Consider the following 14,242-nt stretch of genomic DNA (forward strand, 5'->3'; position numbering starts at 1 on the left):
CCCGCCCGGCGTACGGGCCGGCCGGGAGTCCTCAGCTCCCCGGATTCCTGCGCAGCAGATAGGTGTCCATGACCCATCCCTTGCGCTCCCGGGCCTCGGCGCGCAGCTCCTCGATGAGAGGGGCGACCTCGGCCAGGGGGCCGGAGACGAGGATCTCGTCCGGGGTGCCGATGTAGGCGCCCCAGTAGATGTCGATGTCCTCGTCCGCGTACCGCCGGAACGTCTGGTGGGCGTCGAGCATCACGACCACGTCGTCCACCCCGTCGGGGAAGCCCTCCGCCAGCCGTCGGCCGGTGGTGATCTGCACGGGCCGGGCGACCCGGTTCAGTCCCGTGCGGTGCCGGGCGACGAGCGCCGAGACGCTGCTGACGCCGGGCACCACGTCGTACGAGAACGCCACCGCGCCCCGGTCCAGGATCTCCTCCAGGATGCCGAGGGTGCTGTCGTACAGGGCGGGATCGCCCCACACCAGGAACGCGCCGCTCTCGTCCTCGCCCAGCTCCTCGGCGATCAGCCGTTCGTAGATGGCGGCGCGGGCGCTGCGCCAGTCCCCGACGGCGGGGGAGTACGCCGAGCCGCCCGCGGTCCGGTCCCGGTCCGGGTCGCGCGCCTCGACCAGGCGGTACCCGCCCTCGGGTATGTGCGCGTCGAGGATGTCGCGGCGCAGCTGGACGAGGTCCGACTTCACCTCGCCCTTGTCCAGGATGAAGAACACGTCGGTGCTCCTCAGCGCCTTGACCGCTTGTAGCGTGAGCTGATCGGGGTCGCCCGCTCCGATGCCGATGACATGAATCTTTCGCACACCGAGAGTCTGCCGTACGCCACTGACCGTGGACGCACCGGCCGGACCCGGGCTCCGCTGACCGTGGACGCGCCGGCCGGATTCGTGCTCCGCACCCGCGGACGGCGGACGGCGGACGGCGGAGGGCGGACGGCGGAGGGCGGACGCGCCGACGGGACCCCGAGCCTGCGCGCCGGGGTGCAGGGGTGCAGGCCCGGTGGTCCGCCGTCGTCAGGCGGCCCGGCCGCGCAGCCGCGGCGACGCCCCCGCCGCGTCCACCCGTCGGCCGTCGCGCTCCACGACGGCCGCCAGCTCCCCGGCCCAGCGGGTGATCTCCGTGAGGTCCAGGCCGTACGGCCGTGGCCGCCCGGTCGTCGACGTCCACTCCTCGACCGTCCCGGCGCCGCGCCGCAGCAGCCGCGCGCCGCCCGTCGCGTTCCCCCGCGCCGCGTGGGTGAGCCCCACGGCGAGCTGGGCGAGTCCCCGCCAGAGTCCGCGCTCGTCCGCGGGGCCGGACTTCCAGGCGTCCTCGAAGACCTCGTGCGCGTGGAACGGCCTGCCCGCGTCCAGCAGGGCCTGTGCCTCGGTGACCGTCTCCCCGGGACGGCGCACGACGCCCTCAGGCGCCCGCTCCACCCCTGCTTCGCCGTACGGCAGCGGACGCCCCAGTCCGTCGCGGGGCCGGGCGTTCCGGGCCCGCCCCTCGGCGTCGCGATCGCGCCCGTCGGCCTGCCGCGTCTCGGATGTCCCGGTCATACGCCGATTGTCGCGTGCCCCCGGCCCCCTGCGGAACAGCCTCCGGAGTGGGGTAAAGTTCTGTTCGCACGATCACGCGGGGCACCGCGGGTGAAGGCACCGGGACGTGGCGCAGCTTGGTAGCGCACTTGACTGGGGGTCAAGGGGTCGCAGGTTCAAATCCTGTCGTCCCGACTTGCTCGACGCAGGTCGCAGGCCGTTTCCGCTCATGCGGGAGCGGCCTTTTCCGTTGTTCCGGGAGACGCGGCCGACACCGGGGCCCGGCGTCGGCCGGACGAATGCCGGTCCCGGACCCCGGGACCACCGGTGTGATGTGAGTCACTCATCGCTCTTCCGGGTCGGTCGTGCGCGATCATGGCCGGATGGACGCCCGTTTCCTCGGCATCGCCGAGCTGGCCGAAACCCCGTCCGTGGCGGTCGTGGTCGACGTCATGCGCGCCTTCACGGTGGCGGCGTGGGCCTTCGCCCAGGGGGCGGAGAAGATCGTTCTCGCCGGGTCGCCGGCCGACGCGCTGGCGCTCAAGGCCCGTCACCCGGACTGGGTGGCGCTCAAGGACGGGCCGCCCGCTCCCGGCTTCGACACCGTCAACTCGCCGGGCCTGCTGCGCTCCCTCGACCTCGGCGGACGGACCGTGGTGCAGAAGACCACGGCGGGGACCGTCGGCGCCCTCGCGGTCGAGGGCGCGTCGCTGGTGCTGTGCGCCGGCTTCGTGGTGGCGGAGGCGACGGCCGGGGTCCTGCGGGCGCGCGGGTGCGACAGCGTCACGTTCGTGGTCACCGGCGAGGACGGGCGCGCCGACGAGGACCTGGCGTGCGCCCAGTACATCGCCCGCAGGGCCGCCGGGGCCGATACGGACGCGACCGGGTTCCTCCGCCGTGCCGCCGACTCGCGCGCCGCCGTCGAGCTGGCGACGGGCGTGCGCGAGGGGGTCCATCCCGATGACGTCGCGCTCTGCCTCGAGCTCGACCGGTTCCCCTTCGCCATGGTGGCGGCCCCGGAGGACTCGCTCATGGTCCTGCGTCCGCGCGCCGTGGCCCCGCCGGCCCAGGGCACCGCGGTCTGACCGCGGCCCAGGTCCGGCTCCCGGCGCGCAGGGAGCCGGCCGACGCGTTCGCCGCCCGTGACGGGACGCGGGCGCGGTCGGTCACGGGCGGCACACGTGTCATCTGTGTGGGCGTTCCTGAACCGGCACGGAGCCGACCGGCGGTCCGGGGAGCGACCGGGCGGCCCCGGCCACCCCTCCGGGCGGGACCGCTCCCGTCCTCGGTGTCCGGGGCGTCTCGGCGGCCCGCGTCAGGCGATGCGTCCGACGTACGCCAGCGCCTGCCGCAGCAGGACGCCGTGGCCGCCCGGCATGTCGTCCGTGACCACGGGGGACGCGGCCTCCTCCGGGCTGAACCAGACCAGGTCCAGGGCGTCCTGCCGGGGGCGGCAGTCGCCGGTGACCGGCACGATGTACGCCAGGGACACGGCGTGCTGGCGCGGGTCGTGGAACGGCGTGACACCGAGCGTCGGGAAGTACTCCGCGACGGTGAAGGGTTGCAGGGAGGCCGGGATCCGGGGGAGGGCCACCGGACCGAGGTCCTTCTCCAGGTGACGCAGGAGGGCGTCGCGGACCCGCTCGTGGTGCAGCACCCGGCCCGAGACGAGGGAGCGGGTGACCGTTCCGTCCGGACCGATGCCGAGCAGGAGCCCGACGTGGGTGACTTCGCCGTTGTCGTCGACGCGCACCGGTACGGCCTCGACGTACAGGATCGGCATGCGGGCGCGGGCCGATTCCAGTTCGTCGCGGGACAGCCAGCCGGGCGTGGTTTCGGTCAAGTCAGACATTGCTTGATCATACTTTCCGTGCGTCCGCTGCGGGCGTGATGCTCCAGGTCAACGATGCCCCACCGAAAGGGTCATTGTGTGTTCTTCGGCTTTGACCACGACGTTCCGGCCACGACGTTCCGGTCCTGGGGCCGGACACGGCGCGCAGGTCCGCCGGCCCGGGGCGGTGCGCCCCGGCGGCCTCGTAGCCTGGGCGCGCTCGGCAGGACGACCGGCTCTACCACGGGAGCGGCATGGCCGGGGAATTCACCACCGGGATCACTGACGCGGTCGTCGACGGTTTCGCGGACACGGCCGATCCGGGGCTGCGTGAACTGCTCGGCTCGCTCACCCGCCATCTGCACGCCTTCGTCCGCGAGACCCGGCCGGGGTGATCACTCGCACGGGTGATGCCGGTCGATGATGTGCGCGGTCGGGGAACGTGTTGGCTAGGTTCATGGTCATGGCGCGGTTTCGGATGTATCCGACGAGTGGGCAGGTGGGCGTCATGCTCGGCCACTGCGCGCACGCCCGGTACGTCTGGAACCTTGCCGCCGCCCTGCACCAGTCTGCGCCGCAGCGTTTGCTGGGGGCACCTCCCACGCCCTTGAGGCAGTGGGGGAGGATCGACAAGAACTCGCGCGAGAGCCGAGCCGAGTTCGTCTGTTCCTCCTGCGGCTTCACCTGCAACGCCGACACCAACGCAGCAGCCGACGTCGCGGCAGGACAGGGCGGGATCCCCCGCCTCCGGCGAACAGCCGGTGCCGGAGGGGTGACAACGGCCACCGACCGTTCGAGCGCCCGTGAACCCCAGCCCGTACGGGCTGGAATCCCCTTCCTTTCAGGAGGGGGAGGATGTCAAATGACCCGCTCACCCGTACCCGTACCCGATCCCCGTCGACGACCCGGTCGGCGCCCTGCTCGGGGGCACCGGCCGCCACCCCTGGCGCCCCGCCCGCATCCACGCACATCTTCGTGGCGGGCGGTCCCTATCTGGACTCCGACGCCGTCTTCGCCGTGAAGAGGAGCCTCGTCCAGGACTTCGCCGAGACCGACGACCCCGCGCTGGCGCGGGAGTTCGGCGTCGCGAACCCCTTCAGACACGCCCGTTTCGACCTCGTACTGGAGCCGGCATGACCACCCCGCTCGACTTCACCCACGAGACCCGGCCCGTCCGGGTCGTCTTCCGGTCCGGGGCCTCGGTGACCGCGACGCCCGGGGAGGTCGCGCGGCTCGCGCTGCACCGGGTGCTCGTCGTGTCCGGCGGCCGGGGGACGGAGGCCGCGCACGCGGTGGCGGCCGCGCTCGGCGACAGCTGCGCGGGGGTCCACTCCGGTGCCCGGATGCACGTACCCGTCGAGGTCGCCGACGAGGCCGTCGAGGCGGTGCGGGCCGCGGGCGCCGACGGGTGCGTCGCCGTCGGCGGCGGCAGCGCGATCGGCCTCGGCAAGGCGATCGCGCTGCGCACCGGCCTGCCGCTGATCGCCGTCCCCTCCACCTACTCGGGCTCCGAGATGACGTCCGTGTGGGGTCTGACCGAGCAGGGGGTCAAACGCACCGGACGCGACTCCTCCGTACAGCCGCGCTGTGTCGTCTACGACCCCGACCTCACCCTCGGCCTCCCGGTCCCGCTCTCGGTGACCAGCGGGGTCAACGCCCTCGCGCACGCGGTCGAGGCGCTGTACGCCCCCGACGCCTCCCCGCTGGTCTCCCTGATGGCGGAGGAAGGCGTACGGGCGATGGCCGGTGCCCTTCCCGGAGTGGCCGCGGACCCCGGGGATCCTCAGGCGCGCGGGCGGGCCTTGTACGGCGCCTGGCTCTGCGGTTCCTGCCTCGGCTCGACGACCATGGGCCTGCACCACAAGCTGTGCCACGTCCTCGGCGGCACCTTCGGTCTGCCGCACGCCGAGACCCACACCGTGCTCCTCCCGTACACCCTCGCCCACAACGCGGCCGCCGCGCCGGAGGCGGTCGCCGTCCTGGCGCGGGCCCTGGACACCGACGACGTCCCCCGCGCCCTGCGGGAGCTCGCGGGCCGCCTCGGCGCTCCCCGCACTCTCGCCGAACTCGGCATGAAGGAGGCCGACCTGGCCCGAGCGGCGACCCAGCTGGCCGCCGAGTCCTTCCCCAACCCCCGTGAGGTCACCGCGAACGGCGTCCTCGGACTGCTGACGGCCGCCTACGAGGGCTGGGAGCCGCGGAGCGAAACCCCCTAGGGGCGGCGGAGCGAAACTCCCCAGGGGCGGCGTGCTGTTTCCGCCGCTCCGGAAGCGGCAGGGGGCGGCTTCCCCTCTTCGGCGATGGCGGGATGGTCGCGCCGCGGGGGAGCGGCCGGGCGGGGCCCGTCGAACCGTCTGGTTTCTGTGATGACTGACGATACGTCACTTACGTTGCGGCGCAGGTTGATTGAGCGGTCGACGACTCTTCGGGTCGTTTCGGGCGGGGGTGGCGCACATCACCCCGTTGGGCGCCGAAACGTGCGGCGGGGCTTCACGGGTTCATGACACTCTCGCCTCTGGTTACCCGTCGGTAATCCATAGCCACCCCCCACCCTCCTCAAGGACTGACCTTGCGTATCCGCAAGCGGCCCTCGCGGGCAGTAGTGCCCGTGCTCGCCGCATCCGCCCTCTTCCTCGTCGCCGGCTGCTCCGCGAGCTCCGCGGAACCGTCCTCCCGGGCCGACCGTGCCCGGCCGGTCGCGGCCTCCGCCTCCTCCTCCACGGACGGTGGGCGGCCGCTCGCCGTCGCCGCGGCCCCCGAGGCGGCGGCCACCTCGACCGCCGTCGCCCGTCCCGGCGCGCCGGGCGGCCGGGCGCACCGCGCCGCGCTCAAGGTGACGTCGTACGACAGCAAGACCCGACGGGCCGTCATATCGACCGTGGGGAAAGGTGGTTCGGGCGGAGGGGTGACGGAAACTCCGTCCCCGTCCGCCGGGAGCACGGTGAAGCCGCACGGCACCACCGTGGGCGATGTCATCGCCAGCGCTCCCGCGCCCGGCGCCCCCGACGGCCTGCTGGCGAAGGTGACCGAGGTGATCGGCGAGAGCGGTGCCGGCGTCGAGGTGCAGACCGCACCGACGACCCTGGACGCCTTGCTGGGTGACGACGACGCCAAGGGTTCCGTCCCCGTCGATCCGGCGTCCTTCGACATCGAGAAGCTGCTGCCGGACGTGCAGGTTTCCTGGGCCAGGGCCGGAGGCGTCCGCGTCGGCCCCGAGGGCGCGAAGGTTCCGCTCGGCAGCCTGCGGATCGATGTCGACGCGAAGGTGGCGACGGCGCCGGGGGCGCCGGCCTCGGCGGCGGCATCCGTGTCCGGGTTCGTGCAGGTCGCACCCGACGTCGACTTCTCCTACGGCGGTGACGCGGCCCGCTCCGGGCCCGGAGCGGCCTATCTCGGTGTCTCCGGCGACTGGGACGCGCAGTGGGCGGTGAAGGGGCGCGCCGCCGCCTCTGCGCAGCCCCGGCGGGTGCCGTTCGCCAAGCTGCACGCCGACCCCGTTCTCCAGGTCGGCCCGATTCCCGTCGTGGTGAACCTCGATCTGACCTGCTACTTCGAGATCGGTGCCGACGGAACCGTCACGGTCGACGTCGAGCAGCATCTCAAGGGTGACTTCAAGGCTGGCGGCACCTTCGGTCCTGCCCGGGGGTGGACGCCGGTCGACGAGTCGCACATGACGAGCAGTCCGGTGCGTACCTCGGTCACCGCGGCGGGACGGGTGAAGTCGGCCCTCGGCGCCGAGGCCACCGTCGGCCTCTACGGTGCCGTCGGTGTCACCGCCGACCTGGCCCCGTATCTGCGGGGAGAGGTCGCGGGCTCGGCCGAGGCCACGACCGCGATCGGGTCCACGGGGAGGACGGACGTCGCCGCGGCGGGTGACTGGGCTCTCTACGGTGGTGTCGACCTGACCGGAACCCTGCGGATGCAGTTGTCCGTCTTCGGCACTCCTGTGTTCCGACGTGCGATCCCTCTGGGCGTGTTGCACCGGGAGTGGAAGCTCGCCGACGGTCACGTGTAGGTCCCGGGCGCGTCCGAGGTCCACCTGGAGTCGGAGGACGGCAGATCCGGGGGCGGCGCACCTCCCGTCCCCACCAGCAACCACGCTGACGGGTACGGGAGTTGGGGTGCATCGGAATTCGATGCACCCCAACAGGCTTTGCTTACCTCCCCGTTGGGATATCTTTCATCGCTCCGAGACCCGCGGCCCCTGGTGTTTTTCCCGCTCGCCCGGAAGGCTGATCTGGGCATGCCAAGACGACCGCCTGGTCTGCCCCGCCCCCACGCCGCGGTCGATCTGGAGGAAGCAGTGACATCAAGCTCGCGGGCCCGCAGGGTCGCGCTCGTCCTCGGCAGCGCCGTCGCGCTGGTCGTCGCCTTCCCGGGCAGCGCCCTCGCCGACCCGCCCAGGGCCCTGCCCGGCAACGCGGACGCACTGGAGAGCACGTTCCAGCCGGCCTTCGACTACGACACCGACGGCTGTTACCCGACCCCCGCCATCGGCCCCGACGGGACGATCAATCCCGGACTCAAGCCCTCCGGGGCCCTGAACGGCAACTGCCGCGACTCCTGGGACCTGGACAACACCAACGGGTACTCCCGCGAGAAGTGCAACAACGGCTGGTGCGCCATCATCTACGGCCTCTACATGGAGAAGGACCAGGCCGTCATCGGCAGCGGTCTCGGCGGACACCGCAACGACTGGGAGCACGTCGTGGTGTGGGTCCAGGACAACCAGGCCAAGTACGTCTCCACGTCCGCCCACGGCAACTTCAACATCTACAACCGGGACCAGATCCGCTGGGACGGAAACCACCCCAAGATCGTCTACCACAAGGACGGCATCGGCACGCACTGCTTCCGGCCCGCCAACACCAATGACGAGCCGCCGGAGAACCACTACCACACCTGGCAGTTCCCGACCCTGGTCGGCTGGAACGGCTACCCCGCCGGACTGCGCGACAAGCTGACCGCGTACGACTTCGGCAGCGCCCACTTCGGCCTCAGGGACGACAGCTTCAGCTCCCACCTCTCGAAGGCCAAGCCGGCGGGCATCGCCTTCGACCCCAACGCCTGACCGGCCCCTCGGGGGACACCGCCCCCGCTGCGCTGCGGCGATGACCCTGCGTGTGCGGCCGTCCACCGGCGTGCGGTAAGGTTCGGGTGCGCGAACACGCGGGAGACCGCGAGGGAGACGCATCGGGACGTGGCGCAGCTTGGTAGCGCACTTGACTGGGGGTCAAGGGGTCGCAGGTTCAAATCCTGTCGTCCCGACCGGGGTTCGCCCCGTTGTCGGAGGTCGGAGGCCGTTTCCCCGTTCACGGGGAAACGGCCTCCGGCGTGTTCCGGGGGTCGGCTCCCGCATCCGTCCGACACCGGCCGTCGTTCCGGGGAGCGCTGTCCGTGGGCGGGCGGCCACGCCGGCACGGCGGATGTCCGCCGGCCCCGGCGGCCGGGCCTGCCCGGGCAGCCGGACTTCCGCCCGGGGCTCACCGGGGACACGGAGGTCGTCCACGCGTTCCGGCCCGAGCGCGGTGAACGCTCCCGCGCGGGTGGTGTTCCTCACCACGGCCCATGAGGCCAGCACCGCCCTGCTCGTCGCGGAAGCGGCGCGGCGGCGCGGTCTGGAGCACGTCGTACCGGACGGTCCGGACGTGGTGGACGCCCTGGCCGGGCGCGCTGTGCACCGGTACGGCGGGCCGCCGGCGGCGGACCGGGTCGCCGCTCGGCCGGGCCCGGGGCTGCTGGAGCCGGCCGACGCCTGGCTCGCCGAGCTGCCCGAGGAGTTCACCGGCCGACGGATCACGCCGACCACGCTCTCGCAGGCGTGGAGCGCCGGCCGCCCGCTGTTCGTCGAACCACCGAGCGACAAGCAGTTCCCCGCGGCCGTCTACGCCGACGGCACCGGCTGCCGCACGAAGGCGAGCGGATCGGCCCCGACACCCCGGTGCTGGTCTCGGAAGCGGGGCTCGCTGCCCAGCGCCGTGGTCGTCGATGTCGGCCTCGGCCAGGACCCCGACACCGGTGGCGAACGGTGGGCGGTGGTGGAGGCGAACATGCCCTGGTCCGCCCATGGCTACGCGGCCGATCCGACCGGGTCCCGGAGGTCGTTCTGCGAGCCGCCGGCCCACGAGACCTGGTCGCCCCCGGCGATCGCGGGTCCCTGTGCACCGTGTCCGCCCCGGCCGAAGCGCCCGACGCCTGAGGGGAGGGCCGCCGGGCACGGGAACAGGACTCATCCGTCGCTCCGGGGCCGCGATTCCGCCGGGCACCACAGCCGCAGCCCCGCGATGCGGTCCTCGATGCCGCCCGGCCAGTGCGGGTTGGGCAGTCCGTCGTGAGTCATGTGCTCCCGGCGCCACAGACGCGGCCACAGGGTGTTCTCCCGGGGACGCAGACAGTGGGACCGGCCGCACGCGCAGGAGCGCCGTACCGCCCCGCAGCCGCGGCACAGGTCGATGAATCCGTGGCCGGTCGAACGGGACACCGGAGGCTGCTCGTTGCCGCAGTGAGCGCAGCCGGGCACCGGTTCGCTGTGCGCCAGGAGGATCTGGCGGCGGACGAACGCGGGGAGAGGGAGGGCCGGGTGGCAGAGCGGATCCGTCTGGAAGCACGTGTGCCGCCCGTGGAGGTGCCACCACGTTCCCGGCCGTCGGGGCACCCGTCGGCCGGCCTGCTTCTCGCGTCGCCGCCGCTCGGTGTACCGGGCGTCCTCGGCCAGTCGGAGCAGCCGCGCTTCGTGGAGTTCGGTCGCCGCCCGCGTCAGCGACTCGGGATCGGCCGAGAGGTCGCGCGGTATTCGGGCGCTGACCGTCAGATGGTGGTAGGTGGCCCGGAACCCGTACGGGGCGTACAGGGTGAGACAGGTCCGCAGTGCCGCGTGGCGGCGCCGGACCGGCAGCGTCGAGTCGAGGACGATGTGGTGATGCGTCAGGAAGCTGGCCATCAGACGCGGGCCCTTCGCAAGGGTGCGGTGATCGCCAGGGACCGGTCGAACGCTTCGACCATGGCTTCGGCCGACTCAGGCGCGTGCCGGGCGGCCCAGACCGAGACCAGCAGGAGGAAATCGGCGAGGTCCCGCTGCACGCCGAGCAGCAGCCGGGTGAGTTCCGCCCGGGGAATCTCGATCACGGGTCCAGGGATCTCGCCGTCCGGGCGCAGCAGAACCGTCTCGCCGAGCTGCTCGGTCCACGGAGTCGGGTCGTGGCCGAGCCATGTCTCCCCTCCGTCGGCGATCTCCAGCCACTCCCGCCAGTCCTCCAGCCCGCAGCAGCACCCGGGCGTGACGGTCGTACCGGTGTCCGTGTCCTGGACCCGCAGTCCGCCGGGGGCGACGAAGCCCTCTTCGCCCAGCAGCGAGCTCAGGAACGCGGCGGCCGACCCGGCCTGCCCCACGTCGGCCCGGTGGCTGTTGTAGTCGGCGAGGGTGGCCATGGCCGTGCCGGCCTGGTCGGGGCTCAGGGCACCGCTCAACGACATGAGGCGGTACGGCGGCTGCTCGGCGACCGGCCAGAACGAGAAGTCGGGCAGGGCTCTGGTCTCCAGCACGGCGTGTATGACGATCACCGCTCCAGTGTCGCGGACACCTCGCCCGGGGCGCCGCGGAATATCGGCTCACGCGCACGACGGACGGCACCTGGAGCCCGGTCGGCCGGGCAGGGTCGTTCCCGAGGCGGTGCGGGGCGGGCAGCGGCGGGGGCAGCACCGAAGTCGTGGCCGGAGGCCGTGTCGGAATTCCGACACGGCCTCGGGTTCTCCTCCTCCGTGCGCCGCCGGTACGGCCTCCGGCCGTTCTCCCGCGCGCACCGTGTCCGGGCGGCGTCGGCCGCGGACCGCCGTCCGTGAAAGGCGGGTCAGGCCTGGTCCAGCAGGGCGATCAGGGCCTTCCGCAGAGTCGTCCGGGGATCCTTGGACGGCCCCTCGGACCGCCAGGCGACGAAGCCGTCGGGGCGCACCAGCACGGCGCCCTCCGCGCTCACGCCGTGGACCTGCGCCCAGTCCGCGTCGCCCGCGGGAACCAGGTCCGCCTCGGGCCCGCCGCCGATCCGGTACGAGTCGAGCGGGACGGACAGCTGCCGGGCCGTGTCCTTCGCCGCCGCGTGCCAGGCGCCGGTGCCGTCCGCCGAGCTCAGCAGCACCATGGAACGCTCGTACAGGTCGAGGGCGGAGATCCGGGAGCCGGCGCGGGTCAGCCACATGTGCGGCGCCCGGGTCCCCGGCTCGCCCGTCAGCCGTACGCCCTCCGGCACGACCGGAGCGGCCGTGTCGGCGCCGAGGACCGCGCCGCGCGGGTAGCGGTAGGCGAGCGCCACGTTGAGGATCCCGCCCTTCCTGCCGCCGGGGCCGCCCTGCCCGACCGCCGCGGGCTCCGGGGTGTACCCCGGGTGGCTGTGCTCGACCGAACGCGACGAGGCGCGGGCGCTCGTCGCCTCCGCCACCGGCCGGCGCTCGGCGTCGTAGGACTCCAGCAGACCCGGGCCGGCCCAGCCCGCCAGCACCGCGGACAGCTTCCAGGCGAGGTTGTGGGCGTCCTGGATACCGGTGTTGGAGCCGAACGCCCCCGTCGGGGACATCTCGTGGGCCGAGTCGCCGGCCAGGAACACCCGCCCCCGCGCGTACCGTTCGGCGACCCGCTCGGCCGCGTGCCAGGCCGCCCGGCCGGTGATCTCCACGTCGAGATCCGGCACGCCCACGGCCCGCCGGATGTGCTCCACGCACCGCTCGTCGGTGAACTCCTCCAGGGTTTCCCCGTGTTCGGGGTGCCAGGGAGCGTGGAAGACCCAGTGTTCCTCGTTGTCGACGGGCAGCAGGGCACCGTCGGCCGCCGGATCGGTCAGGTAGCAGACGATGAACCGGCGGTCGCCGACGACCTCGGCCAGGTCCCGGGAGGTGAACGTGAGGCTCACGTTGTGGAACAGGTCGCCAGGTCCGGTCTGGCCGATGCGCAGGGCGTCGCGGATCGGGCTGCGCGGACCGTCCGCCGCGACGAGGTAGTCCGCGCGGATCGTCGTGTGCTCGCCGGTCTCCCGGCTCTTGACCTTCGCCGTCACCCCGTCGGAGTCCTGCTCGAAGGACATCAGCTCGGTCGAGAACCGCAGGTCGCCGCCCAGCTCCCGGGCACTCCTCAGCAGCACCGGTTCGAGGTCGTTCTGGCTGCACAGGCACCACGCCCCCGGGCTGAAGCGGGCCAGCCCGCCGCCGGGGTCGATCTCCTTGAACAGCCACTCCCCGGCGTCGCCCACCAGGGTCGGCGTCTGCAGGATGCCGTGGTTGTCCGCGAGGACCGACGCCGCCTCCTCGATGCGCCGCTGCACGCCGGCCACCCGGAAGATCTCCATGGTGCGCACGTTGTTGCCGCGCCCGCGCGGGTGCATCGAGGTACCCGCGTGCTTCTCGACCAGGACGTGCGGCACCCCGAGGCGCCCCAGGAACAGCGAGGTCGAGAGGCCCACCAGTGAGCCGCCGACGACGAGGACGGGCGTGTGGAGACCGTTCTCGCCGGCCTCTTCGAATCGGTTCATCGATTGCCTCCAGCGCCGCCGGGGACGCGAGTCAGGGATGGGATGCAGATTCCATGCCCGGTGCGGGCCGGTTCGCGCGGCAGGGGCACCCGGATGGCGCGCGGTTCACTCGGCTGACCCGCGGGACTCGCGCAGTCCCGGGCTCGCGGCAACGATCAGCACATGGCGGCCCCGGCGTTTCGGATACCGCGGTCGTTCCGGACTTCCGTGACGAAAAGGAGAGGTGTGCCGCAATGTCCAACTCGGGACGTATCGCGCAGTCGGCCTTCGACGGCTCGAAGCTTCGGGTGATCCTGCTGCTCGACCTGTACGAAGGCGCCCAGCAGCAGTTCCTCGACGCCTACGAACTCATGCGCAACCAGGTCGCCTCGGTCCCCGGTCACATCAGCGACCAGCTCTGCCAGTCGATCGAGAACCCCTCGCAGTGGCTCATCACCAGCGAGTGGGAGAGCGCCCCGCCCTTCCTGGCCTGGGTGAACAGCGAGGAGCACGTCGAGACCGTCCGGCCCATGCACAGCTGCGTCCGCGACACCCGGTCGATGCGCTACAGCATCCTGCGCGAGACCAGTCCCGCCGAGCCGCTCACGGCGGAGCCGGCCAGGGCGCCCCGCCAGGTCGAGGCCCGCGTGGGCAACGGGGTGGCGCGCCACGCCCTCACCTTCACCGTCAAGCCCGGATCGGAGTCGAAGGTCGCGGAGATCCTGGCCGGGTACCAGTCGCCCCAGGCCCAGGTCGACGACACCACCCGGCTGCGCCGCACCTCGCTGTTCATGCACGGCAACCGCGTCGTACGGGCCGTGGAGGTCGAGGGCGACCTCCTCGCCGCACTGCGCCACGTGTCGCGCCAGCCCGAGGTGCGGGCCGTCGAGGAGGCCATCAACCCCTACCTGGAGCAGGACCGGGACCTGAGCGACCCCGAATCGGCACGGGTCTTCTTCACCCGCGCCGCGCTCCCCGCCGTGCACCACGTGGTCTCCGGCGGCGAGGAGCCCGCGAAGGTGACCCGGCACGCGCTGTTCTACCCGGCCCGCAAGGGCTGCGGGATGGAACTGGCCCGGCTGCTCGCCCACCAGGACGAGGCCGCGGCGGACGACCCGGCGAGCCCGGTGCACAGCAGCACCGTCTTCCAGCGCGACGACATCGTGGTGCGGCTCATCGACATCACCGGCGACCTGGACCTCGACCCCGTCGCCTCCCTCGGCCTCAAGGGAGCCAAGAAGGCGGCCGAGCTGGAGCGGCTCCTCGACGGCGCCGCGATCGGGGTCGAAGGCTCCCTGGAGACGGAACGCAACATCAACCGCCTCCTGTCGCACGCCGACATGCTGCCCATCACCGACCGGAGCTCGGGGCCCTCCTGACGGACCGCCGCAGCCCGCGTCC

General features: G+C 72.8%; 12 protein-coding genes, 2 tRNA genes and 2 pseudogenes. 10 read left to right on the plus strand and 6 right to left on the minus strand.

Annotated features, from left to right (window positions below; genetic code table 11):
• Window positions 1–31: 31 nt before the first annotated feature.
• Both cobF and CW362_RS10265 read right to left on the minus strand, forming a co-directional pair.
• On the minus strand, window positions 32–802 hold the full coding sequence (gene cobF / locus CW362_RS10260) for a precorrin-6A synthase (deacetylating) (RefSeq protein ID WP_103549077.1): 771 nt from the start codon (window positions 800–802) through the stop codon (window positions 32–34).
• 210 nt (window positions 803–1,012) lie between these two features.
• Complete coding sequence (locus CW362_RS10265; RefSeq protein ID WP_103549078.1) at window positions 1,013–1,537, minus strand: DUF309 domain-containing protein; 525 nt, start codon at window positions 1,535–1,537, stop codon at window positions 1,013–1,015.
• A 100-nt stretch (window positions 1,538–1,637) separates the two neighbouring features.
• On the opposite strand from CW362_RS10265, the gene CW362_RS10270 reads away from it, so the two are divergent.
• Window positions 1,638–1,711, plus strand: a tRNA-Pro gene (locus tag CW362_RS10270).
• A 188-nt stretch (window positions 1,712–1,899) separates the two neighbouring features.
• Window positions 1,900–2,601: a 2-phosphosulfolactate phosphatase gene (locus tag CW362_RS10275; protein WP_103549079.1), complete on the plus strand. Its 702-nt coding sequence runs from the start codon at window positions 1,900–1,902 to the stop codon at window positions 2,599–2,601.
• A 230-nt stretch (window positions 2,602–2,831) separates the two neighbouring features.
• On the opposite strand, the gene CW362_RS10280 is transcribed toward CW362_RS10275, so the two are convergent.
• Window positions 2,832–3,368 (minus strand): NUDIX hydrolase family protein, encoded by a 537-nt coding sequence (locus tag CW362_RS10280; protein WP_206300920.1) that lies wholly within the window; start codon window positions 3,366–3,368, stop codon window positions 2,832–2,834.
• A 233-nt stretch (window positions 3,369–3,601) separates the two neighbouring features.
• Between CW362_RS10280 and CW362_RS10285 the strand changes: the two are divergent.
• The 7 genes and pseudogenes from CW362_RS10285 to CW362_RS10315 form a co-directional block, all read left to right on the plus strand.
• Window positions 3,602–3,736, plus strand: a pseudogene (locus CW362_RS10285) (6-chlorohydroxyquinol-1,2-dioxygenase); the annotation flags it as partial.
• A gap of 486 nt (window positions 3,737–4,222) precedes the next feature.
• Window positions 4,223–4,484 (plus strand): annotated as a pseudogene (locus CW362_RS10290) (dioxygenase family protein); the annotation flags it as partial.
• Window positions 4,481–5,563, plus strand: a complete 1,083-nt coding sequence (locus CW362_RS10295) for a maleylacetate reductase (RefSeq protein WP_103549131.1) — start codon at window positions 4,481–4,483, stop codon at window positions 5,561–5,563. The pseudogene CW362_RS10290 and the gene CW362_RS10295, both read left to right, overlap by 4 nt.
• A gap of 353 nt (window positions 5,564–5,916) precedes the next feature.
• Complete coding sequence (locus tag CW362_RS10300; RefSeq protein ID WP_338069055.1) at window positions 5,917–7,362, plus strand: hypothetical protein; 1,446 nt, start codon at window positions 5,917–5,919, stop codon at window positions 7,360–7,362.
• A gap of 288 nt (window positions 7,363–7,650) precedes the next feature.
• Window positions 7,651–8,418 carry an NPP1 family protein gene (locus CW362_RS10305; RefSeq protein WP_103549081.1) on the plus strand — a complete coding sequence of 256 codons (768 nt, stop codon included), beginning with the start codon at window positions 7,651–7,653 and terminating at the stop codon, window positions 8,416–8,418.
• Between the two features lie 123 nt (window positions 8,419–8,541).
• Window positions 8,542–8,615: transfer RNA gene (locus CW362_RS10310), tRNA-Pro, on the plus strand.
• A 260-nt stretch (window positions 8,616–8,875) separates the two neighbouring features.
• Window positions 8,876–9,682: an ATP-grasp domain-containing protein gene (locus CW362_RS10315; protein WP_103549082.1), complete on the plus strand. Its 807-nt coding sequence runs from the start codon at window positions 8,876–8,878 to the stop codon at window positions 9,680–9,682.
• On the opposite strand, the gene CW362_RS10320 is transcribed toward CW362_RS10315, so the two are convergent.
• From CW362_RS10320 to CW362_RS10330, 3 genes are all read right to left on the minus strand, one after another.
• The gene (locus CW362_RS10320; RefSeq protein WP_206300921.1) at window positions 9,577–10,287 is read right to left on the minus strand and encodes a hypothetical protein; all 711 of its coding nucleotides are present in this window, start codon (window positions 10,285–10,287) and stop codon (window positions 9,577–9,579) included. The two genes, CW362_RS10315 and CW362_RS10320, sit on opposite strands and share 106 nt — an antisense overlap.
• Entirely contained in the window at window positions 10,287–10,907 is a 621-nt protein-coding gene (locus CW362_RS10325; protein WP_103549083.1) for a hypothetical protein, read from the minus strand. Before CW362_RS10325 ends, CW362_RS10320 begins: the two co-directional genes overlap by 1 nt.
• A gap of 287 nt (window positions 10,908–11,194) precedes the next feature.
• Entirely contained in the window at window positions 11,195–12,862 is a 1,668-nt protein-coding gene (locus CW362_RS10330) for an FAD-dependent oxidoreductase (RefSeq protein WP_103549084.1), read from the minus strand.
• A 233-nt stretch (window positions 12,863–13,095) separates the two neighbouring features.
• Between CW362_RS10330 and CW362_RS10335 the strand changes: the two genes are divergently transcribed.
• Window positions 13,096–14,220: a SchA/CurD-like domain-containing protein gene (locus CW362_RS10335; RefSeq protein ID WP_103549085.1), complete on the plus strand. Its 1,125-nt coding sequence runs from the start codon at window positions 13,096–13,098 to the stop codon at window positions 14,218–14,220.
• Window positions 14,221–14,242 lie beyond the last annotated feature (22 nt).

Source organism: Streptomyces populi (assembly GCF_002911015.1).
Taxonomy (GTDB): domain Bacteria; phylum Actinomycetota; class Actinomycetes; order Streptomycetales; family Streptomycetaceae; genus Streptomyces; species Streptomyces populi.

Excerpts from the sequence above, each read along its gene's own strand:
- CW362_RS10265 (WP_103549078.1), bottom strand. The coding sequence starts at position 1,537 with ATGACCGGGACATCCGAGACGCGGCAGGCCGACGGGCGCGATCGCGAC.
- CW362_RS10275 (WP_103549079.1), top strand. The coding sequence starts at position 1,900 with ATGGACGCCCGTTTCCTCGGCATCGCCGAGCTGGCCGAAACCCCGTCC.
- CW362_RS10280 (WP_206300920.1), bottom strand. The coding sequence starts at position 3,368 with ATGTCTGACTTGACCGAAACCACGCCCGGCTGGCTGTCCCGCGACGAA.
- CW362_RS10295 (WP_103549131.1), top strand. The coding sequence starts at position 4,481 with ATGACCACCCCGCTCGACTTCACCCACGAGACCCGGCCCGTCCGGGTC.
- CW362_RS10320 (WP_206300921.1), bottom strand. The coding sequence starts at position 10,287 with ATGGCCAGCTTCCTGACGCATCACCACATCGTCCTCGACTCGACGCTG.
- CW362_RS10330 (WP_103549084.1), bottom strand. The coding sequence starts at position 12,862 with ATGAACCGATTCGAAGAGGCCGGCGAGAACGGTCTCCACACGCCCGTC.
- CW362_RS10335 (WP_103549085.1), top strand. The coding sequence starts at position 13,096 with ATGTCCAACTCGGGACGTATCGCGCAGTCGGCCTTCGACGGCTCGAAG.